The organism is Allobosea sp. (assembly GCF_048595345.1).
Lineage (GTDB): Bacteria > Pseudomonadota > Alphaproteobacteria > Rhizobiales > Beijerinckiaceae > Allobosea.
In genome coordinates, this window is the sequence record NZ_JBMDWH010000062.1 from 1 (window position 1) to 20261 (window position 20261).

Annotated in this window: 19 protein-coding genes; 13 read left to right on the top strand and 6 right to left on the bottom strand. The window is 67.9% G+C overall.

All coding sequences use genetic code 11. The features are described from left to right. Both ACOJTB_RS07005 and ACOJTB_RS07010 read left to right on the top strand, forming a co-directional pair. Positions 1–219: LysR substrate-binding domain-containing protein (locus ACOJTB_RS07005; protein ID WP_420101807.1), on the top strand; the 219-nt coding region annotated here is incomplete at its 5' end. Positions 220–313: 94 nt separating this feature from the next. Further along, positions 314–1903 (top strand): ABC transporter substrate-binding protein, encoded by a 1590-nt coding sequence (locus ACOJTB_RS07010; protein ID WP_420101808.1) that lies wholly within the window; start codon positions 314–316, stop codon positions 1901–1903. Positions 1904–1949: 46 nt separating this feature from the next. On the opposite strand, the gene ACOJTB_RS07015 is transcribed toward ACOJTB_RS07010, so the two are convergent. The 3 genes from ACOJTB_RS07015 to mscL all read right to left on the bottom strand — a co-directional run bounded on the left by ACOJTB_RS07015 (position 1950) and on the right by mscL (position 5162). Further along, positions 1950–3011 carry an AbrB family transcriptional regulator gene (locus tag ACOJTB_RS07015; protein WP_420101809.1) on the bottom strand — a complete coding sequence of 354 codons (1062 nt, stop codon included), beginning with the start codon at positions 3009–3011 and terminating at the stop codon, positions 1950–1952. A 300-nt stretch (positions 3012–3311) separates the two neighbouring features. Beyond that, complete coding sequence (locus ACOJTB_RS07020; RefSeq protein WP_420101810.1) at positions 3312–4505, bottom strand: pyridoxal phosphate-dependent aminotransferase; 1194 nt, start codon at positions 4503–4505, stop codon at positions 3312–3314. 246 nt (positions 4506–4751) lie between these two features. Beyond that, positions 4752–5162 (bottom strand): large conductance mechanosensitive channel protein MscL, encoded by a 411-nt coding sequence (gene mscL / locus ACOJTB_RS07025; protein ID WP_420101811.1) that lies wholly within the window; start codon positions 5160–5162, stop codon positions 4752–4754. Positions 5163–5412: 250 nt separating this feature from the next. Between mscL and ACOJTB_RS07030 the strand changes: the two genes are divergently transcribed. After that, positions 5413–8982: a NahK/ErcS family hybrid sensor histidine kinase/response regulator gene (locus ACOJTB_RS07030; RefSeq protein ID WP_420101812.1), complete on the top strand. Its 3570-nt coding sequence runs from the start codon at positions 5413–5415 to the stop codon at positions 8980–8982. Between the two features lie 25 nt (positions 8983–9007). On the opposite strand, the gene ACOJTB_RS07035 is transcribed toward ACOJTB_RS07030, so the two are convergent. Then, complete coding sequence (locus ACOJTB_RS07035; RefSeq protein ID WP_420101813.1) at positions 9008–9568, bottom strand: thioesterase family protein; 561 nt, start codon at positions 9566–9568, stop codon at positions 9008–9010. 112 nt (positions 9569–9680) lie between these two features. Between ACOJTB_RS07035 and ACOJTB_RS07040 the strand changes: the two genes are divergently transcribed. The 8 genes from ACOJTB_RS07040 to ACOJTB_RS07075 all read left to right on the top strand — a co-directional run bounded on the left by ACOJTB_RS07040 (position 9681) and on the right by ACOJTB_RS07075 (position 17001). Beyond that, positions 9681–10208: a tyrosine phosphatase family protein gene (locus ACOJTB_RS07040; protein ID WP_420101825.1), complete on the top strand. Its 528-nt coding sequence runs from the start codon at positions 9681–9683 to the stop codon at positions 10206–10208. A 160-nt stretch (positions 10209–10368) separates the two neighbouring features. Further along, positions 10369–10833 carry an Lrp/AsnC family transcriptional regulator gene (locus ACOJTB_RS07045; RefSeq protein WP_420101814.1) on the top strand — a complete coding sequence of 155 codons (465 nt, stop codon included), beginning with the start codon at positions 10369–10371 and terminating at the stop codon, positions 10831–10833. A gap of 57 nt (positions 10834–10890) precedes the next feature. Next, complete coding sequence (locus tag ACOJTB_RS07050; protein ID WP_420101815.1) at positions 10891–11154, top strand: exodeoxyribonuclease VII small subunit; 264 nt, start codon at positions 10891–10893, stop codon at positions 11152–11154. Positions 11155–11170: 16 nt separating this feature from the next. Then, complete coding sequence (locus ACOJTB_RS07055) at positions 11171–12430, top strand: YcxB family protein (RefSeq protein WP_420101816.1); 1260 nt, start codon at positions 11171–11173, stop codon at positions 12428–12430. Beyond that, a complete protein-coding gene (locus ACOJTB_RS07060) occupies positions 12427–13008 on the top strand; it encodes a hypothetical protein (RefSeq protein ID WP_420101817.1) in 582 nt (193 codons plus the stop codon). The genes ACOJTB_RS07055 and ACOJTB_RS07060 overlap by 4 nt, the downstream gene beginning before the upstream one ends. A 137-nt stretch (positions 13009–13145) precedes the next feature. After that, the gene (locus tag ACOJTB_RS07065; RefSeq protein ID WP_420101818.1) at positions 13146–14069 is read left to right on the top strand and encodes a pirin family protein; all 924 of its coding nucleotides are present in this window, start codon (positions 13146–13148) and stop codon (positions 14067–14069) included. Positions 14070–14318: 249 nt separating this feature from the next. Beyond that, complete coding sequence (gene dxs, locus ACOJTB_RS07070) at positions 14319–16247, top strand: 1-deoxy-D-xylulose-5-phosphate synthase (RefSeq protein ID WP_420101819.1); 1929 nt, start codon at positions 14319–14321, stop codon at positions 16245–16247. 7 nt (positions 16248–16254) lie between these two features. After that, positions 16255–17001: a TlyA family RNA methyltransferase gene (locus ACOJTB_RS07075; protein ID WP_420101820.1), complete on the top strand. Its 747-nt coding sequence runs from the start codon at positions 16255–16257 to the stop codon at positions 16999–17001. Here ACOJTB_RS07075 and ACOJTB_RS07080 read toward each other — a convergent pair. Further along, positions 16986–17495, bottom strand: a complete 510-nt coding sequence (locus tag ACOJTB_RS07080) for a hypothetical protein (RefSeq protein WP_420101821.1) — start codon at positions 17493–17495, stop codon at positions 16986–16988. The genes ACOJTB_RS07075 and ACOJTB_RS07080 overlap by 16 nt on opposite strands. Positions 17496–17579: 84 nt before the next feature. Here ACOJTB_RS07080 and ACOJTB_RS07085 point away from each other — a divergent pair, with 84 nt between their 5' ends. Beyond that, positions 17580–18335, top strand: a complete 756-nt coding sequence (locus ACOJTB_RS07085; RefSeq protein ID WP_420101822.1) for an SOS response-associated peptidase — start codon at positions 17580–17582, stop codon at positions 18333–18335. 45 nt (positions 18336–18380) lie between these two features. Continuing rightward, complete coding sequence (locus ACOJTB_RS07090; protein ID WP_420101823.1) at positions 18381–19979, top strand: gamma-glutamyltransferase family protein; 1599 nt, start codon at positions 18381–18383, stop codon at positions 19977–19979. 42 nt (positions 19980–20021) lie between these two features. Here the strand turns inward: ACOJTB_RS07090 and ACOJTB_RS07095 are convergent. Further along, positions 20022–20261, bottom strand: a 240-nt coding sequence (locus tag ACOJTB_RS07095; protein WP_420101824.1) for an ABC transporter permease subunit, incomplete at its 5' end; no start/stop codon positions are given.

The window sequence follows — 20261 nt, forward strand, 5'->3', positions numbered from 1 at the left end:
GTCGGCATCGCGCTGCGCTCGACCTGGGATGTGGGGCCGGAGCTGAAATCCGGCGTGCTGCGGCGGGTGCTGCCGGATTATGCGGTCGGCTCGCGGGTGGCTGTCTATGCGGTCTATCCGAGCCGGCGGCATCTGGAACAGAAGGTGCGCGCCTTCGTCGATTTTCTCGGCGAGCTCTATGGGGCGACGCCCTATTGGGATGCCGGGCTCGCCCTCTGAGGGACAGGTCCTTCTCTTTGCCGCGGTGCCTCGGCCGCGGCATGGCATACCGCTTGCTGACCACCGGCCACGTTCAAACCGAGGGATCGCGGGCATGTTCAAACGATTTGCAATTTCGGCATGGCTGGCCTTGTCGCTGATCGGAGCGGCCCAGGCCGAAACCGTCGTGCGATACGGCATTTCCCTCGCCGATATTCCGCTGACCACCGGCCAGCCGGATCGCGGAGCCGGTGCCTACAAGTTCACCGGCTATACGCTCTACGACCCGCTCATCGCCTGGGAGATGGACGTTGCGGACAGGCCCGGCAAGCTGGTGCCGGGCCTCGCGACCGATTGGAAGGTCGATCCGGCCGACCAGACAAAATGGCTGTTCACCCTCCGCGAGGGCGTCAAGTTTCACGACGGCTCGGTCTTCGACGCCGACGCTGTGATCTGGAACCTGGACAAGGTGCTCAATGAGCAGGCGCCCCATTACGACAAGCGCCAGTCCGCGCAGGTGAAGCCGAGGCTGCCCTCGGTGGCGAGCTACCGGAAGGTCGATGCGAAGACCGTCGAGATCACGACCAAATCCGTCGATTCCTTCTTTCCCTACCAGATGCTGTGGTTCCTCGTGTCGAGCCCGGCTCAGTACGAGAAGCTCGGGCGGGACTGGGACAAATTCGCCTTCCAGCCCTCCGGCACCGGTCCGTTCAAGCTCGGCCGTCTGGTGCCGCGGGAACTGGCGGAGCTGGTCAAGAACACGGACTACTGGGACAAGAAGCGGCTCGCCAAGGTGGACAAGCTGGTGCTCGTGCCTTTGCCGGAAGTGCTGTCGCGCACCAACGCCCTCATCTCGGGCCAAGTCGATCTCATCGAAACCCCGGCGCCCGATACGGTTCCGCAGCTCAAATCGGCCGGAATGCGGATCGTCGAGAACGTGACGCCGCATGTCTGGAACTATCATCTCAGCGTCGCGCCCGGCTCTCTCTGGGCCGATATCCGGCTGCGCAAGGCCTTGAATCTGGCGATCGATCGCGAGAGCGTGGTGGCGTTGATGAACGGGCTCGCCAAGCCGGCCATCGGCCAGGTCGATCCCGCGAGCCCCTGGTTCGGCAAGCCGAATTTTCAGATCAAATACGATCCCGAGGCCGCCAAGAAGCTTCTGGCGGAGGCCGGATACTCGCCGCAGAAGCCGCTCAAGACGACCTTCGTCATCGCTCAGGGCGGCTCGGGGCAAATGCTCTCGCTGCCGATGAACGAGCTGATCCAGCAGAACCTGAAGGATGTCGGGATCGAGGTCGAGTTCAAGGTCGTCGAGCTGGAGGTGCTCTATACGCGCTGGCGCAAAGGCGCCAAGGACCCGATGAACGCCGACGTCACCTCGAACAACATCGCCTATGTGACGTCGGACCCGCTCTACGCGATCATCCGCTTCTTCCATTCGAACCAGGTCGCGCCCGTCGGCGTGAACTGGGGCACATGGTCGAGCCCGGAGACTGACGCCCTGCTGGACGAGGCGATGAAGACCTTCGACGTCGCCAAGCAAGACGAGCTGCTCGCCAAGGCCCATGGGCTCATCGTCGATAACGCGGTTCTCGGCTGGGTCGTCCACGACACCAACCCCCATGCGCTCTCGCCGAAGGTGAAAAAATTCGTGCTGGCGCAGCACTGGTTCCAGGACCTGACAACGCTCAGCCTCGACTGATCGCGTCCTGGCGGCCCGGCACTTTTCGGGGCAGCCGGGCCTGCCGTCACCGTTGCGGCTCGCCTTTGATCCTGGCCAGCACCAGCGGCATGGCGAGGCCGATGACGACGAAGCGCACGAGGTGGTGGGCGCCGACATAGAGGGTGTCGAGCCCCATGGCAAAAGCGAGCATCGCCATCGCCTCCAGCCCGCCCGGCGCGAAGGCGGCCATGCCGCTGGCATAGGAGACGTTCGCCAGCCAGGCCGCCGGCCAGGCAAAGAGAAAGGCGACGCCGATCGAAACGGCAAAGCCGCCGATCGCCAGCGGAAACAGGCCCTTCAATTCGCTGCGCGGGATCTGGGCGATGCGCCCGCCCATGGTCGAGCCCAGCAGCACCTGCACCGCGATCTGGATCGGCTGCGGCAGCGAGCCCTCGACCATCCCGCTGCCATGCAGGATCGCACTGGCGAAGGTGGCGCCGAACATCAGCGGCGCCGCCAGCCCGATCCGGTCGAAGACGAGGCCGAGGCCGAGCCCGGCCATGGTCACGCCGAGCATGGTCCCGGCTCCGACGGGCAGGTGAACCGGCAGGGGCACGCCCGCCGCGGCGCCCGACATCTGCATCGCGCTCGGCAGGAGCGCGACGAGCACGAGGAGACGAAACAGCTGCACGACCGAGATGCGGCCGATATTGGCGCCCTTGGCCTGAGCGACGGCGAGCACCGTCGAGAGCGCGCCGGGAGCCGCCGCCAGCAGCGCGTCGATCCAGGGCCAGCGGGCGACATGGCGCAGATAGGCGCCTGTCGCGAGCATGATCGCCGCGACGCCGACCAGGAGCACGACCAGCGAAGCGGGATAGCGCGCGGCGGCGGCCAGCGCCTCGGGCGTGGCGGCAGAGCCGAGGATCGTGCCGGACAGCACCATGGTCGAATCGAACCAGGGCCGGCGCAGGCTGGGCAGCGGGCGGATCAGCGACACGACGGCGCTCAGCAGCATCGAGCCCGAGAGCCAGGCCGCCGGCATGCCGAGCAGCGAGAACAGTCCGCCGCCGACAGCCGCGAGCGCAATAATCAGCGCCTCTCGCCAGAGCAGCGCCAGCCGGTTCTCAGGATAGCCGAAAGGTTTCATCGCGCTCCGCGGCACCGTCTTCGAGATGCGCGGGCTTCATGGCGGCGGGGGAAGGGCGGGTCAACCGCCCGACAGCGCGCTCGGACGCAGGGCAGCGTTGCAGCCGTGAAGAGGCTCCTACGGCACAATGCCCTCGGCTCAGAGCCGCTCGGTCATCCCGGGCAACCCAAGGGAGACCTGGGATCCATGCCGGAACACTTCCAGGCAACGTTCAGGCATGGATCCCGGATCTCCGCTCCGCTGCGTCCGGGATGACTGTGCTCGTTCTGGAGAGGAGTCCAAGCCCGACGGTGCCGACTCTCAAAGTCCTGCAATCGCGGTCTGCAGCCGGGCCACGGCCTGCGTCAGGTCGGCCGGGTTGCGAGCGAAGCAGAGGCGCAGGCCCGTCTCGCCACCGGGCCCGAAGGCGGTGCCGGGAGCGAGGCCGACATTGGCGGTGTCGACGAGGTCCTTGGCGAGCTTGCCGGAATCGCCCCGACCATCCACTGAGAAGAACTGGTAGAAGGCGCCCACCGGCGCCGAGAGCGAGACGCGGTTGGTGGCCTTCAGCCCCTCGAACACGATGCGCCGCCCTTCTGCTGCCCGCGCGATCTGCTCGGCCACGAAGCCCTCGCCCTCGTCCAGCGCCGCCACGGCGGCGCGCTGGATGAAGACCGGCGAGCCGGAGGTGGAATACTGGATCAGGTTCTCGATCACCTGGCCGAAGGCTTCCGGCGCCTCGATCCAGCCGATGCGCCAACCGGTCATCGCCCAGTTCTTCGAGAACGTCTGGACGAAGACGACGCGGTCTTCCGGCTCGATGATGTCGTGGAATGAGGCGGCGCGGGCCTGTCCGTCATAGACGAAGCGGCCATAAATCTCGTCGGCGACGATCCAGATTCCGTGCTTGCGGGAGAGCGCCAGCAGCGCCTCCTGCTCGGCGCGGGTCGCGGTCCAGCCGGTCGGGTTGGAGGGCGAATTGACGAAGATGCCCCGCGTCTTAGGCTTGATCGCGGCCTCGATCTTGGACAAATCGAGCGTGAAGCGCCCCTCGGCATAATCCATCGGCACGCAGACGGCTTTCGCCCCGGCGACGCCCACCGCGGCGGCGAAGTTCGGCCAGGCCGGGGTGGGGATGATGAGCTCGTCGCCCGCGCCGGCGATCATGCGGACCGTGATCTGGAGCGACTGCATCCCCGAGCCGGTGACATAGAAGCGCTCGGTCGAGAAGCGCCCGCCATAGACGCGCTCATGGTAGCGCACCAGCGCCGCGCGCAGCTCGGGAATGCCGCGCTGCCAGGTGTAGAAGGTTTCGCCGGCCGCGAGCGAGCGCGCGGCGGCATCGCGAATGAACTGCGGCGTCGGCAGATCGCCCTCGCCGACCCAGAGCGGAATCAGCCCCTCGCGCAGCCGGCCGTAATTCATCACCTCGACGATGCCGCTTTCGGGCGCGTTCAACGCTTCCGGCCGCAGATCGGAAACCAGGGTGCTGCCCGGCAGGGTGGCGATGTTCATCGTAGGGGCCTCGCGATTTGCAGGCCCCCTCTTTAGCGCAACGGCAGCGGCGCGGGCATGAAATCGCGAGATCGGGTCGATCGGTCGCCGTGATGAGTGAGTCGGCCGGTCTGCGCCTCGGTCACCCCCCGAGAGCAGCGTTCCGCTCGTCTCGAGGGATTGCCGGCAGCCTCGGCGTGGACCCTTCCAGCCGTCTCTTTCGCTGCTCCTGAAACGAGGGCTGAAGAAGGCAGCCCGTCGCCGTCCTCAGACAGGCTTGTCCTTCAGCAGGTCCCGGATTTCCGTCAGCAGCACGACGTCGTCGGGCTTCTTGGCGGGAGCGGGCTCTTCCTTCTTCTGCAGCCGGTTGATCGCCTTGACGACGAGGAAGAGCACGAAGGCGATGATCATGAAGTTGACCGCGATGGTGATGAAGTTGCCATAGGCCAGCACCGCGCCCTGCTTCTTCGCCTCGGCCAGCGTCGTCGCCGTCACCGAGCTGTTGAGCCCGACGAAATAATTCGAGAAGTCGACGTTTCCGATGGCGCCGATGAACGGCATGATGATGTCGTTGACCAGCGAGTCGACGATCTTGGAAAATGCCGCACCGATGATCACGCCGATGGCGAGGTCGATGACGTTGCCGCGCAGGGCGAATTTCTTGAATTCCTCGAGCATGGATTACCCCTGTCCTGTTCTGGTTCCGTCAGCCGTCGGCAAGGCTAGTCCAAGATCGCGGGAGCAGGAAACCCGGTTGGTCCCGGACAGGAGCAGAAAGTTGGGGCCTCTCCACGGGCGTGGCCGCGATCGCGGCGGGCAGCCTATGGCAGGGGCGGCTCGGCTTGGCTAAGCTGACACGCCGCAACACCGGGATCAGAATGCCCTCAATCCTCCTGCCCGCTTCGGCCTCTGCCCTGAGGGCCTCGCCTTGATCCCGGCCTGGCTCGTCGTCCTCGTCGCGCTGGCCTATCTGTGCGCTCTGTTCGCAGTGGCCCATACGGCCGACACATCGGGGCGGCGCCTGATGACCGGCTCGGGGCGGGCGACGATCTACGCTCTGGCGCTCGGCGTCTACTGCACCTCCTGGACCTTCTACGGCTCGGTCGGCTTCGCCAGCCGGGCGGGCTTCGATTTCCTCGGCATCTATGTCGGCCCGATCCTGGTGATCGGACTCGGCCATCGCTTCGTCGAGCGCCTCGTCGGCATCGCCAAGGCGCAGAACATCACCTCGATCGCCGATTTCGTCGGCGCGCGCTACGGCAAGAGCGAGCGGGTGGCGGCTTTGGTCTGCATCGTCGCGGTGATCGGCGCCCTGCCCTATATCGCCCTGCAGCTGAAAGCGGTGGCGAACTCGCTCTCCGTCTTTCTCGCGGCGACCGGCACCCATGCACCCCTGGTGGACATGCCGGTTCTGGGCGATCTGCCGCTGCTGGTGGCGCTGGTGCTGGCCGGCTTCGCCTGTGCGTTCGGCACGCGCCATATCGACGCCACCGAGCATCAGGACGGGCTGGTTCTGGCGATCGCGGTGGAATCGCTGGTGAAGCTCGTCGCCTTCCTCGTGCTCGGCGTCTTCGTGGTCTATGGGCTGTTCGGCGGCGCCGGCGAATTGCTCGCCCGGGCGGCGCAGCCGCTGGGGGCCTTGCCGCCGATCTGGGAGCGGACCTCCAGCTGGCCGACCTTCCTGACGCTGACGCTCCTCTCCGCTTGCGCCTCGCTGCTGCTGGCGCGGCAGTTCCACATGACGATCGTCGAAAATCGCGACGTGCGGGACGTGCGGCGCGCCGCCTGGATGTTCCCGCTCTATCTCGTGCTGATCAATCTCTTCGTCCTGCCGCTGGCGGCGGCCGGGGAGATCCTGATGCCGGGGAGCGGCATCGACCGCGACATGACCGTGCTCCTGCTGCCGCTGCAGCAGGAAGCCGGGCTGATCGCGTTGATCGTCTTCGTCGGCGGGCTGTCGGCCGCGACCGCGATGGTGATCGTCGCCTCGGTGGCGCTGGCGATCATGATATCCAATCATCTGGTCATGCCGCTGCTGCTGCGCGGCCGGCGCGCCCTCGGCGACCGCGGCCGCAGCGAAAGGCTGTCCCCCGACGAGCGGCCGGGCGGCGATGCGGGCGGAGACCTCGGCTCGCAGCTGGTCGTCCTGCGGCGCATCAGCATCGTCGTCGTGATCCTGCTGGGCTATGCCTATTACCGCGCTTCCGGTGAGGCGGCGCTGGTGTCGATCGGGCTGCTCTCCTTCGCGGCGACGGCGCAGATCGCGCCCGCCTTCCTGGGCGGGCTGATCTGGAGGCGCGGCACGGCGCTGGGCGCCGTGGCGGGGCTGACGATCGGCACGCTGGTCTGGGCCTATACGCTGCTGATGCCGAGCCTCGTCATTCCCGGCAGCTGGTGGAGCGCCCTGGTCCAGGAGGGCCCCTTCGGTGCCGGGGTGCTGCGGCCCGAGGCGCTGCTGGGGCTCGGCCTGCCGCCGCTGGCGCATGGCGTGTTCTGGAGCCTGGGGCTCAACATCCTCGCCTATATCGGCTTCTCGCTGCTGCGGCCGGCCAATGCGATGGAGCGGCTGCAGGCGAACGCCTTCGTCGAATCCGACCGGGGCACGATGGCGCAGACCTTCTCGCTCTGGCGCACCAGCGTCACGGAAGGCGAGTTGCAGGCGACGATCGCGCGTTACCTCGGCCGCGAGCGCACCGAGCGGGCCTTCGAAAGCTTCATCCATGGCCGCGGCGAGGAGCCGGACCCCGGCCGCGACGTCGACATCCACCTGCTGCGCTTCGGCGAGCATCTGCTCTCCTCGGCGATCGGGGCCGCCTCGTCCCGGCTCGTGCTGTCGCTGCTCTTGAAGCGGCGCAATCTCTCGACGGAAGCCGCCTTCAAGCTGCTCGACGACGCCTCGGCCGCGCTGCAATACAACCGCGACATTCTCCAGCACGGGCTCGACCATGCCGGGCAGGGCATCACCGTGCTCGACCGCGACCTGCGGCTGCTCGCCTGGAACCAGGCCTTCCTCCAGCTCTACGATCTGCCGCCCTCGCTGGTGCGCTTCGGCACCGGGCTGGACGAGATCGTGCGCTTCAACGCCGCCCGCGGCGCTTATGGCGACGGCGCCCGCGACGAGCTGATGGCGGCGCGGCTGGAAAGCTTCGTGCGCGACCGTGAGCCGGTGCGCCTGAAGCTCTATCCGTCGACAAAGGTCATCGAGGTCCGGACCAATCCGCTGCCCGATGGCGGCTTCGTCACCACCTATACCGACATCACCGAGACCGTCAGGGGCGAGGAAGAGCTCGAACGGGCCAATGAGAGCCTCGAACGGCGCGTGGCCGAACGCACCGAGGAACTGCTGCACGTCAACGCAGAGTTGCAGCGCGCCAAGGCCGAGGCCGAGGCCGCCAATGCCTCCAAGACACGCTTTCTGGCCGCCGCCAGCCACGACATCCTCCAGCCGCTCAATGCGGCCCGCCTCTATGCCACCTCGCTGGTGGAGCGGGACCGGACGGCCGGCCATCCGGACCTCGCGGAGAATGTCGATGCCTCGCTCGATGCCGTCGAGGAGATCCTGACGGCGCTGCTGGAGATTTCGCGGCTCGATGGCGGGGCGCTGAAGCCAGAGATCACCGCCTTCCGCCTCGACGAGCTGATGCGGCAGTTGCAGCGCGAATTCGAGCCCAGCGCGCAGGAAAAGGGCCTGAAACTCGTCTTCGTGCCGAATGGGCTCGCGGTGCGCTCGGACCGGCGCCTGCTGCGGCGATTGCTGCAGAACCTGATCTCGAACGCGATCAAATACACCCCCAGCGGCAAGGTTCTGGTCGGATGCCGAAGGCGCGGAAACCAGATCGCGCTCGAGGTGGTGGATACCGGGCTCGGCATTCCGCAGAGCAAGCAGAAGACGGTGTTCCGCGAGTTCCAGCGGCTCGACCAGGGCGCCAAGGTCGCGCGCGGGCTCGGGCTCGGCCTGTCGATCGTGCAGCGCATCGCGCGGGCGCTCGACCACGGACTCACGCTCCATTCGGCGCCCGGGCGCGGCACGCGCTTCTCGCTGCTGGTGCCGCGTTCGGCGCCGCTGCCCGCCATGTCGACCGGCGCCGCCGCACCCCAGACGCCCGCGGGGCAGCTCGCCGGGATGCGGCTGCTCGTGATCGACAACGAGCCGGCGATTCTCGACGGCATGAAGCGCCTGCTGGAAGGCTGGGGCTGCCGCGTGACGACGGCGCCGAGCCTCGACGAGGCGCTGCCGCATGTCGGCACCCGCAACGAGGCCGATGTTCTGATCGCCGACTACCATCTCGACCATGGCAACGGCCTGACCGCGATCTCGGCCCTGCGCGCCCACTCCCGCGCGCCGATGCCGGCGATCCTGCTGACGGCCGACCGCACCCCCCATGTTCGCGAGGCGGCGACCGCGCTCGATGTCTACATCCTCAACAAGCCCCTGAAGCCGGCGGCCCTGCGCGCGCTGCTGGCGCAATGGCGGGCGACGCGGTTGGCGGCGGAATAGGCCCGCGCAAGCGCCCGGGCGCTCCTTATCGCGGGGTCGCGGTGGCCTCGCGCAGCACCTGCTCGGAGGCGAGAAAAGCGACGACCTCGGCCGTGGGCTCGGGGCTTTCCGCCTCGACGCCGATCTCGGCCAGCAGCCGCGCGACGGGCACATAGTCCTTCGCATTGCGGTCATAGATCGCCGCCCTGACGAGCGCGACGGCCGCGAGGATTTCGTCGCCGCCGCGGCTTTGCGTCAGCACGCGGTGCTGCATCACCAGCCAATGCTCGCTCCAGCAGAGGATCCGCGTCTCCAGCCGGAACCTGCGGAAGAGTCTCATCTCCCGCCTGAAACGGATCGTGCCGGCATTGACCACCGGCAGCCAGCGATGGCGCAGGACGGCACGCCAGAGGCCGCTGCGCAGCACGAGGTCGGTGCGGCCGAGATCCATCAGCGACCAGTAGCGGCCGTTGTTCATGTGCAGGCTGGTGTCGAGATCATGCGGCCAGACCCGGAAAGCCAGCTTCGAGGCCTCGGCCGGCAAGGCGAGCCTGGGCCTGAAACACGCGGTCAGCAGCAGCCAGATCAGGCGGAACCAGAGATTCATGGCGGCCCTTCGTGCGAGACATGCGGTGGCAGCGGCTCATCTCACGGGCAGGCTCGGCTGTCGATGGCGGCAACGCCGAGCTATCATGGAGCCCGACCTGATGGAGCCGCCCTTGCCCACCCTGCATGTCAGCCCGCTGTCCCAGCTCGCCGCAACGGCGGCGGCGAGTGGCGCGCGCCATCTCGTGACGCTGCTGAATGTCGGCATGGAGGTCGAGCGGCCGGCGTCGATCGCGCCGGAGCGGCATCTGTGCCTGCGGCTTTCGGACATCAGCGCGCCGCGCGAGGGCCATGTGCTGGCTGCGGAAGACGACGTCGCACGGCTGATCGCCTTCCTGCGGGCGTGGGACCGGCAGGCGCCGCTGCTGATCCATTGCTGGGCCGGCATCAGCCGCTCCACGGCGGCCGCCTTCATCGCGGCCTGCGCGCTGGCGCCGGAGCGTGAGGAGGCGGAGGTCGCGCGCGCCCTGCGCGAGGCCGCGCCTTCCGCCACGCCCAACCCCAGGCTCGTCGCCCTCGCCGATGCGGCGCTGGACCGGGAGGGCCGCATGACCCGCGCCATCGCGGCCATCGGACGCGGCGCCGAGGCGTTCGAGGGCACGCCCTTCGTCATGCCGCTGAGCGCCGCGTCCCGCTGCTGAAAGGGCAGCGTCCGGCGCAAAAAAAGCGGTGCAGGATCATGCGACGAGGTGGCTGCACCCGGCTCTTTCGAGCGCTTCTTATTCAAATCGAAGCAGGATATTGCTTGCGCCGAGCGGATTTTGCGACGATTGATCGTCGCTTGAAACCGTTGGCAGTCTCATGACCATCGAACTCGATTCCCGCGACCGCTCGATCCTTCGCATTCTGCAGGCCGATGGGCGCATCACCAATTCGGATCTCGCGGAGAAGGTGCATCTGTCGCCCTCCGCCTGCCTGCGCCGGGTGCGGCAGCTGGAGGAGAGCGGGCTGATCCGCGGCTATGCGATGATGCTCGACGACAAGATCGCGGGCTTTCCGGGCACGGCCTTCGTCTTCGTCACGCTCGACCAGCAGGGCCGCGCCTCGCTGGAGAGCTTCGAGCAGGCGGTGCGGGATCTGCCCGAGGTTCTCGAATGCCATCTGCTGGCCGGCGCGCATGATTACCTGATGCGGGTGATCTATCGCGACAGCGCCGATTTCGAGCGGATCCACACCGAGATCATCACGCAGCTGCCGGGGGTGACGCGGGTGCAGTCGACCCTCACCCTGCGCTCCATCAAGAAGACCTCGGCCCTGCCGGTCTGACGGGTTGCAGCCTGCGCCTCGCCAGCCGATAAACGGCGGCAAAGAGGAATCAGGCCTTTGACCGAAGCGAACACCAAGACCGATGCGGACGTGGCCGCCCTGCCCTTCGAGGCAGCGCTGAAAGAGCTCGAAGGCATCGTCGCGCGCCTCGAACGCGGAGACGTGCCGCTCGATGAATCGATCGCGATCTATACCCGCGGCGAGGCGCTCAAGGCCCGCTGCGACGCGCTGCTGAAGCAGGCGGAAGCGCGCATCGAGCGCATCACGCTGGGCGCCGACGGCAAGCCGACGGGAGCCGCTCCGCTCGACGTCGAGGGCTGAGCGCGGGAGGCCAAGCTTGCGGACGACGCCTGCGATCCGGGCCGCCGAGCCCGCTCCTCCTCCCGAGCCGTTCACGGTCGAAACCGTTCTCACGGGCGATGACCGCATCGCCGCGGCCTCCTTCGGCTATGGCGATGTCCTCGCCGCCTCGCGGCGGCGGATGCTGATGCTCCAGTTCTGGGCGGGGATCGTCGCCGTTCTGCTCCTCGGCCACACGGCATGGTCCCAGAGCCGGGGCGAAGGTCTGGCGGGCTTCGCGCGGGAGTTCGCGGATGTCCTGCTCGGCCCGAGCGGCCTGCCGTTGGCCTACATCCTTGCCTGGGCGGGCATCACCTTTGTCCGGCACAGGAAATCGGCCGAGCGCCGGGGCCGGCGTTGGCTCAAAGACGAGGGTCATGACGGGCCCGTCGCGCTCTCCTATCGCTTCGAGCCCGGCGGGCTGCTGGTCACGGCCCCTCGGCAGCGGCAGGCCGTGGCCTGCCGGCGGATCGTCGGGGTGAGCGAGACGCCGGGCCACTTCTTCATCGGGGTGAAGGATTTCGACGACGTCTACCCGCTGCCCCGGCATGCGCTCGCGGACGGGGACGAAGCACGCATCCGTGCTTGGGAAGCCTCATGCTATGTCGGTGGGCCGGGTCGGACCACCCCCTTAGGAGGCTTCGCGGCGGAGACCGGCGGCGAAACAGCGCTATCGGCGCGGTTCACGGTGACGGAAGCGGACCGGGAGGCGGCGCTCGCCTGGCAATGGAATCGTCCCGCCATGAAGCGGCGAGCACGGCGTGTTTTCGCCTGGGCCTTCGTGGCTTTCGCTCTGCTCCCGCCGGTCGTCCTGTGCCTCGGCTGGCTCATCGATACCGACCGTGTTCCGCTGGCTTATGCGCTGCCGCTGCTGACGGACATGCTGCCGGGCGCGTTCCTGTATGGCACCCTCCCGCTCTGGGCGATGCTCGGTCTGCTCATCCTCGCCTTTCCCAGGATCAAGCGCTGGGAGCAGCGTGGCTACGCCCGGCATCTGCAGCAGCGAACGCAGGCCTATGAGACAGAGGTCAGGCTTTCCGAGCGCGGGCTCGAATCCGAGCAGGACGGCCTCGTCAGCGTGGTCGACTGGTCGGATTTCAGCGGCATCGAGCGACGGGGTGAGCATTTCCTGCTGCTTCGACGGGAAGAGCAACCGCTCATCATGCCGCTGCGGGCGCTGACCGACGCAGAGCAGACGCAATTCGAGCGCATCGTCACGAGCCGTATCGAGGGAGCACGATCAGAGGGGGCTGGATGAAGCGTGCATTCTGCTACCTGATAATCGCCTGCGCGTGGGTCGCCGCCCTGCCGGGGCCCCTAGTCGCCGAGACGGTGGCGCTGCCGGCCGGGCTGGTGGTGGACCTGCCCGAAGGCTGGCGCGTCGACGGCCCGGCCGAGGGCACGCTGTCGGTCACGGGCATGCGCCGCATCCAGTTCGTATGCGAGACGCAAGCCTGCCGCAGGACCCTGGAAACCTGCGCGATCCTGATGAATGACGAGCGCCCCGACGGCGCGGACGATGCGGCCAGGCTACGCTCGCTCTACGAGTCGCCCCACGCTCGCTACAACCGCCTGCGAACCGTCCTCAAGGCCACCAGCCGCGACGCCGACATTCTCAAGCCGCTCGAGATCGTCCGCTGGGGCGAGCGGGAGTGGTACCGGGTCGAAACCGATGCGCGGCACAACAAGAAATCCGGCCTCTTCGCCGAGACGGTGATCGGCGGGCGCTATCTCGGCGTCATCTGCAAGACCTGCGAACAGGGCGCCGAGCGCTATCGCGACGGGCTCGCCTTGATCGGGAGCCTGCGCGCGGCGGGCGCTGCGCCCGGACCGTAGCGGCTTGCGGCAGCGCGCCACGCTGTTGCAGCACGGCGACCGAGCCGATTGCAGCCGCGCCATCGGCGCCCTGCACCGCAGCGGTTGCCAGAGCGGCCCGGCCGGTCCAGCTTTCGCGCCGAACAGGAGGCCTCGCCATGTCGCAACTGCCCGCCGAAGACCCAATTCTGGGCGATGCCCGCTCCTGCGACGCGATCGAAAAGGTCATCGTGCCGCGCTCGCATGACCTCGGCGGCTTCCAGGTGCGCCGCGCCCTGCCCGCCATCGGCCAGCGCATGGTCGGCCCCTTCATCTTCTTCGACCAGATGGGGCCGGCCGAATTCCATCTCGGCGAGGGGCTGGACGTTCGCCCGCACCCGCATATCGGCCTCTCGACCGTGACCTATCTCTTCGACGGCGAGATCATGCACCGGGATTCGCTGGGCACCGTGCTCGCGATCCGGCCCGGCGCCGTCAACCTGATGACGGCCGGGCGCGGCATCGTCCATTCCGAACGGACCGGGCTGGAGGCCCGCGCCACCGGACCGAAGCTCTACGGCATCCAGGCCTGGCTCGCTCTGCCGAAGACGCATGAGGAGACCGCGCCCGCCTTCGCCCATCACGGCGCAGAAGAATTGCCGCGCCTCGTCGAGGGCGGCAAGCGCGTCAGCCTGATCCTGGGCTCGGCCTATGGCCAGACCTCGCCGGTGCAGTTCCCCTGGGAGGCGCTTTATGCCGAGGCGGTGCTCTCGCCCGGCGCGATCCTGCCGCTCGACCCCGATTACGACGAGCGGGCGGTCTATGTCGTCTCGGGCAGGATCGATATCGCCGGGGAGGAATTCGGCGCCGGCCAGTTGCTGGTGTTCAAGCCGGGCGACCGCATCTCGATCCTCGCCATCGATCAGAGCCGCGTGATGCTGGTCGGCGGCGAGCCGATGGACGGGCAGCGCTTCATCTGGTGGAACTTCGTCTCATCCTCGAAGGAGCGGATCGAGCAGGCCAAGCAGGAGTGGAAGACAGGCCGCTTCGACACCGTGCCCGGCGACGAAACGGAGTTCATCCCACTGCCGGAAGGGCCTTGAGTTCAGCTTTCCCGTCTTCGTCAGCCCTCCAACCGAGGAGCGTCAGCGGCGTCTCGAAGGATGCTCCAGGAGGCTCCGGAACGGTCTGGAACATCCTTCGAGACGCGCTTCGGACGAAGCGCTCCTCAGGATGAGGGCTCAAATGCCGTGGCCTAAGAAGTCACATGGATTGACCGCGTTGTCCGACGCCCCATTTTCTATTCGGTTTGCCAGCGCCCCCGGCAGCGCCTATTTGGGGAGCTGTTCCTCATGGCAACGGAATCCTGCGTGTCACGCCCCTCGACGCCTCTGCTCGATACGATCCATGATCCGGCCGATCTGCGAACTCTCGACGACGCACGGTTGCGCCAGCTCGCCGACGAGCTGAGGCTCGAGACGATCGACGCCGTTTCGGTCACCGGCGGGCATCTGGGCGCCGGGCTCGGCGTCGTCGAGCTCACGGTCGCGCTGCACCATGTGTTCGACACGCCGCGCGACCGGCTGATCTGGGATGTCGGGCACCAGGCCTATCCGCACAAAATCCTGACCGGCCGGCGCGACCGGATCCGCACGCTGCGCCAGCCGGGCGGGCTCTCCGGTTTCACCAAGCGGTCGGAAAGCCCCTATGATCCGTTCGGCGCGGCCCATTCCTCGACCTCGATCTCGGCCGGGCTCGGCATGGCGGTAGGGCGCGATCTTTCCGGCGGCCAGAACAATGTCGTCGCCGTCATCGGGGACGGCGCCATGTCCGCCGGCATGGCCTATGAGGCGATGAACAATGCCGGTGCGCTCGGCTCGCGCCTCATCGTCATCCTCAACGACAACGACATGTCGATCGCCCCGCCCGTGGGGGCGATGTCGGCCTATTTGGCACGCCTCGTCTCGGGCCGCACCTATCGCTCGCTGCGCGAGGTCGCCAAGCAGCTGGCCGAAAGGCTGCCGCGCTTCTTCCACGACAAGGCCAAGCGCACCGAGGAATATGCCCGCGGCTTCTGGACCGGCGGGACCATGTTCGAGGAGCTCGGCTTCTATTATGTCGGGCCGATCGACGGGCATAATCTCGACCATCTGCTGCCGGTGCTGCGCAATGTGCGCGATGCCGGCGACGGGCCGATCCTCGTCCATGTCGTGACGCAAAAGGGCAAGGGCTACGCGCCGGCGGAGGCCAGCGCCGACAAATATCACGGTGTCGTCAAGTTCGATCCCGTCACCGGGCTCCAGGCGAAGGCGCCTGCGAACGCGCCGAGCTATACCGGCGTCTTCGCCAACGCGCTGATCAAGGAAGCCGACAAGGACGAGAAGATCGTTGCGGTGACGGCGGCCATGCCCTCGGGCACCGGGCTCGATTCCTTCGGCAAGACCTTTCCCGCGCGGACCTTCGATGTCGGCATCGCCGAGCAGCATGCGGTGACCTTCGCGGCCGGTCTCGCCACGGAAGGCTACAAGCCCTTCGTCGCGATCTACTCCACCTTCATGCAGCGCGCCTATGATCAGATCGTCCATGACGTCGCCTTGCAGAAGCTCCCCGTACGCTTCGCGCTGGATCGTGCCGGGCTCGTCGGCGCCGATGGAGCCACCCATGCCGGCTCCTTCGACATCGCCTATCTCGCCTGCCTGCCGGACATGGTGGTGATGGCGGCAGCCGACGAGGCGGAGCTGACGCATATGGTCGCCACCGCCGCGGCTTATGACGATGGCCCGATCGCCTTCCGCTACCCGCGCGGCGAAGGCGTCGGCGTCGATCTGCCGGAGGTCGGCGTGCCGCTCCCGATCGGCAAGGGTCGGGTGGTGCGGCAGGGCACGCAGATCGCCCTGCTCTCGCTGGGCACGCGGCTGGCGGAGGCGGTGAAGGCCGCCGATCTCCTCGCCCAGCGCGGACTTTCCACCACCGTCGCCGATGCGCGCTTCGCCAAGCCGCTCGACGAGGAGCTGATCCTGAAGCTCGCGCGCGAGCACGAGGTGCTAGTCACCATCGAGGAAGGCTCGGTCGGCGGCTTCGGCAGCCATGTGCTGCATCTGCTGGCGCGGAACGGCGCGCTCGACGCGGGCCTCAAGGTGCGCGCTCTCACCCTGCCGGACATCTATCAGGATCACGACAAGCCGGATGCGATGTATGCGGCGGCGGGCCTCGACGCGGCGGGGATCGTCGCGGCGGTCGACAAGTCGCTGGGTGCGCCGAGCGCGGTCAAGCGCGCCTGAGCGAGCGATGAAGAGCCGCGCCGACCAGTTGCTCGTCGAGCGCGGCATCTTCGAGAGCCGCGCCCGGGCCCAAGCCGCCATCGCGGCCGGGTTGGTCAGCGCCAATGGCGCGGTGGTGCGCAAGGCCTCGGAGATGCTGCCGGCCGATGCAGAGATCGCGGCGCAGGCGCCGCATCCTTACGTCTCGCGCGGCGGGTTGAAGCTCGTCGGGGCGCTCGATGCCTTCGGGCTCGATCCCACCGGGCTCGTCTGCCTCGATGTCGGCTCCTCCACCGGCGGCTTCACCGATCTGCTGCTGAAGCGCGGAGCGGCTCATGTGGTCGCGGTCGATGTCGGGCGCGATCAGCTGCATGCCTCGCTGAAGACCGATCCGCGCGTCACCAGCCTGGAGGGGCAGGACATCCGCACCCTGGCGCCCGAGGCGATGCCGGCGCCACCGGTCTTGGCGGCGATCGACGTCAGCTTCATCTCGCTCCGGCTCGTGCTGCCGGCCGTCGCCGCGTTGCTCGCCCCGCAGGCTGGCCTCGTCGCGCTCATCAAGCCGCAATTCGAGGCCGGGCGCGCCGCGCTGAAGAAGGGCATCGTGCGCGACGAGGCGGTCCAGGCCGCGGTCTGCGGGGACATCGTCGCGCTTCTGCGCGAGATGGGATTTGCCGTGCAGGGGCCGGTCCCCTCCCCGATCGAAGGTGGAGACGGCAACCGCGAATTTCTGGTGGCGGCCCGTCGGAGCCGAGGACTTCAGGCCGAACCGTAGGCGATGAGCGCGTCGATCTCGGCCTGCAAGGTGCGGTCGGGCAATGCCGAGAGGTCGATCGTGCCGTTGGCGTTGATGAACTGGGTCGAGCGGCTGATCAGCTTGCGCAGCGCGTCGCTTGCCACCGCGGTGATCTCGGGGAGATCGTCGCGGAGCGGCTTTTCGCAGAGAATATCCGTCATCGTGCGGATGAGCCGCGCCATCGCGCTGCACGTGTCCTCGAACGCCGCCCGGCGATGCGGTACGAGATTGTCGTAAGCAGCCAGAGCCGAACCGGCGCAGCGCAGGCTGGAAGACTGGAAGTGCTCCCGATAGCCCACATTCGTCCAGTTTCGCAGATCCTCGACGATGGTCTCGTCCATCGCCGCGATCTCGATGAGCATCAGCGCTTCGTTGAAGCGGTTGAGAAAATCGGTCGAGAGCGCCGCAGAACCCGCAGGCCCAAGCCGATCCGCCGCATTCCCGACCTGCGCTGTCCTCGCGGAGACGGTCATCCTATACCTCGCACCGCTCGACTATGACGGCCAACCGCAAAGAAAGTGTTGATTGCCTCGGGCGCGTTCGCGCTAAAAGCCGGCATGTGCGGACGCTTCGCCATCACCTTGCCACCGACCGCCCTGCGCGAAGCCTTCGGCTATCGCGAGCAGCCCAATTTCCCGCCGCGCTACAATATCGCGCCGACGCAGCCGGTGCCGGTGGTGCTGCCGCATGATGGGGGCCGGCGCTTCCTGCTGATGCGCTGGGGCTTCATTCCGGGCTGGGTCAAGGACCCGAAGACGTTTCCGCTGGTCATCAACATCCGAGCGGAAAGCGCCGCGGAGAAGCCCTCTTTCCGCCATGCGCTGACCCGGCGCCGCTGTCTGATGCCGGCCGATGGCTTTTATGAATGGCGGCGCAGCGGCACCGGCCGGCAGGCCGTCATCGAGCCCTTCCTCTTCCGCCGGCCGGATCGCGGCGCCTTCGCCTTCGCCGCCTTGTGGGAAACCTGGCATTCGCAGGACGGGTCCGAGATCGACACGGTGGCGATGATGACCGGCCCGGCCAACGGCACCATGGCCGCGATCCATCACCGTTGCCCGGTCATCCTCGATCCGCGCGACTATCCTGCATGGCTCGACCCCGACGCGACGCCGCAGCAGGTCCAGAGCCTGCTGAAGCCGCCGCCGGACGAGCTGCTGGAAGCTGTTCCGGTCGCCGATGCGGTGAACAAGGTCGCGAATGACGGGCCGCAGGTGCAGGAGCCCACGGCCACGCAGGCTGGCGTCGAAACGCCTCGCCATGCGCGGAAGTCGGCCCGGCCAGCCACGGATGATGGTCAAGGCAGCCTGTTCTGAGGCGCGAAACATGCTCTGATCGTGGCAGAGATCCGGAGATCCGCCATGAATGGCCGCCGCCCCACCATGACCTCCCGCCACGGCATGGTCGCCGCCGCCCACCCGCTCGCGGCGCAGGCCGGCGCGCGGCTCCTGTCGCAGGGCGGCAATGCCTTCGATGCGGCGGCAGCCACGGCGGCTGCGCTCAACGTGGTCGAACCCTTCATGTCGGGGCTAGCCGGCATGGGCTTCGCCACCTGCTGGTTAGCGGCGGAAGGGCGCGTTCGGGTGCTCGACTTCGTGCCGCCGATTCCGGCGAGCTTCCCGGCCGATCGGTTCACCCAGCGCTCAGATCTCGATCGCGGGCCGCTTTCGGTGGCCCCACCGGGCAATCTCGCCGGCTGGTGCGAGTTGGTGAACGCCTATGGGCGCAAGAGCCTGGCCGACATCTTCGCCCCGGCGATCGCGCTGGCGCGGGACGGCTTCGCATTGGCCGAATTCGGGGCCGCGGAATTCGCCGAGCATGGGCCGGCGGTCCAGGCGCGGAAGGCGCTCGAACCCGCCTGGACTGCGAACTATGCGCCGGGCAGCGCGGTACCCGGCCTCGGCAGCCTGCTCGTGCAGGCCGATCTCGCGCGGACACTGACGGAGATTGCCGAAAACGGACCTGATCATTTCTATCGCGGGCCGCTAGGCGAGCGGGTGACCGCGCATCTGCATGCGCTCGGCGGCACGCTCACCATGGCCGATCTGGCAGCCGTCAAGGCGGTCTGGCGCGAGCCGCTGGCGCTCGGCTATCGCGGGCTGCAGGTCCATGTGCCGCCGCCGCCCTGCGAGGGCTTCCAGTTCCTGCTGACGCTCGCCATCCTCGACGGGGTCGATCTCGCCTCCTTGCCCAAGGACGGGCCGGAGCATCTCGACCTCGTCTATCGCGCGATCCGGCTCGCGGCGGGCGAGCGCATCGCGCACAACAATCCGTCGCCGGACGTCCTGGCGCAATTGCTTTCCTCCGCCTCGATCGAGCGACTGCGTGCGCGCCTGCTCGACGGCAAGCCCGTCACCGGGCCGACCGAGCAATGGACGCCTCAGGAAGGCGAGGACCCTGCCCATACGACATCGTTCTCGATCGCGGATGCCGAGGGCAATCTGATCTGCATCACGCAGAGCCTCGGCAGCCCCTTCGGCAGCGGTGTGGTCGTGCCCGGCACGGGCTTGTGCCTCAACAACTTCCTCTATTGGGCCGATGTCCAGACCGGCAGCCCCAACCGCGCCCGGCCCGGCGACGCGCTGGCGATGTGCATGTCGCCTTCGATCTCGACCCGCGACGGCAAGCCCGTGCTCGCGCTCGGCACGCCCGGCAGCTACGGCATCATGCAGACACAGGCACAGGCCATGGTGCAGCATCTCGTCTTCGGCCTGTCGTTGCAGGAGGCGATCGAGGCGCCGCGCGCCCGGCTCTGGGACGGGCGCCTGGTCGAAATCGAGAACCGCATCGCGCCCGACACGATCGCGGAGCTGCGGCGCCGCGGCCATGACGCACGCGCTTTCGACGTCGGGTGGACGATGCGCTGCGGCGGGATGCAGGCGGTCTCGGTGGACCCCGCCACGGGCGTATTCACCGGCGCCGCCGATCCGCGCCGCGACGGATATGTGGCGACGCCTTAGCCGCCTCCGGTCAGGCGAGGCACCGGACCAGTGCCTCCGGCGTCAGCCCACCAGTTCGCCGCGGAAGGCCCAGCGCGTCATGCGCCGCTCCATCAGGGCGCAGAGCGCGTAGAGGCCGATCCCCATGATCGCGATCGAGAACAGGCCGGCGAAGGTGGTCGCGGTATCGTTGCGGGCGCCGGCCGAGAGCATCAGGAATCCGATCCCGCGATTGCCGCCGACCGTCTCCGACAGCACGGAGCCGATGAAGGCCAGCGTCACCGCGACCTTCAGGCTGGCGAA

Bases quoted from the DNA above. Each gene is read 5' to 3' on its own strand.
- mscL (WP_420101811.1), bottom strand. From the start codon at position 5,162: ATGCTCGAGGAATTCAAGAAATTCGCCCTGCGCGGCAACGTCATCGAC.
- ACOJTB_RS07035 (WP_420101813.1), bottom strand. From the start codon at position 9,568: ATGAATCTCTGGTTCCGCCTGATCTGGCTGCTGCTGACCGCGTGTTTC.
- ACOJTB_RS07045 (WP_420101814.1), top strand. From the start codon at position 10,369: ATGACCATCGAACTCGATTCCCGCGACCGCTCGATCCTTCGCATTCTG.
- ACOJTB_RS07075 (WP_420101820.1), top strand. From the start codon at position 16,255: ATGAAGAGCCGCGCCGACCAGTTGCTCGTCGAGCGCGGCATCTTCGAG.
- ACOJTB_RS07020 (WP_420101810.1), bottom strand. From the start codon at position 4,505: ATGAACATCGCCACCCTGCCGGGCAGCACCCTGGTTTCCGATCTGCGG.
- ACOJTB_RS07080 (WP_420101821.1), bottom strand. From the start codon at position 17,495: ATGACCGTCTCCGCGAGGACAGCGCAGGTCGGGAATGCGGCGGATCGG.
- ACOJTB_RS07010 (WP_420101808.1), top strand. From the start codon at position 314: ATGTTCAAACGATTTGCAATTTCGGCATGGCTGGCCTTGTCGCTGATC.
- dxs (WP_420101819.1), top strand. From the start codon at position 14,319: ATGGCAACGGAATCCTGCGTGTCACGCCCCTCGACGCCTCTGCTCGAT.
- ACOJTB_RS07060 (WP_420101817.1), top strand. From the start codon at position 12,427: ATGAAGCGTGCATTCTGCTACCTGATAATCGCCTGCGCGTGGGTCGCC.
- ACOJTB_RS07065 (WP_420101818.1), top strand. From the start codon at position 13,146: ATGTCGCAACTGCCCGCCGAAGACCCAATTCTGGGCGATGCCCGCTCC.
- ACOJTB_RS07015 (WP_420101809.1), bottom strand. From the start codon at position 3,011: ATGAAACCTTTCGGCTATCCTGAGAACCGGCTGGCGCTGCTCTGGCGA.
- ACOJTB_RS07090 (WP_420101823.1), top strand. From the start codon at position 18,381: ATGAATGGCCGCCGCCCCACCATGACCTCCCGCCACGGCATGGTCGCC.
- ACOJTB_RS07085 (WP_420101822.1), top strand. From the start codon at position 17,580: ATGTGCGGACGCTTCGCCATCACCTTGCCACCGACCGCCCTGCGCGAA.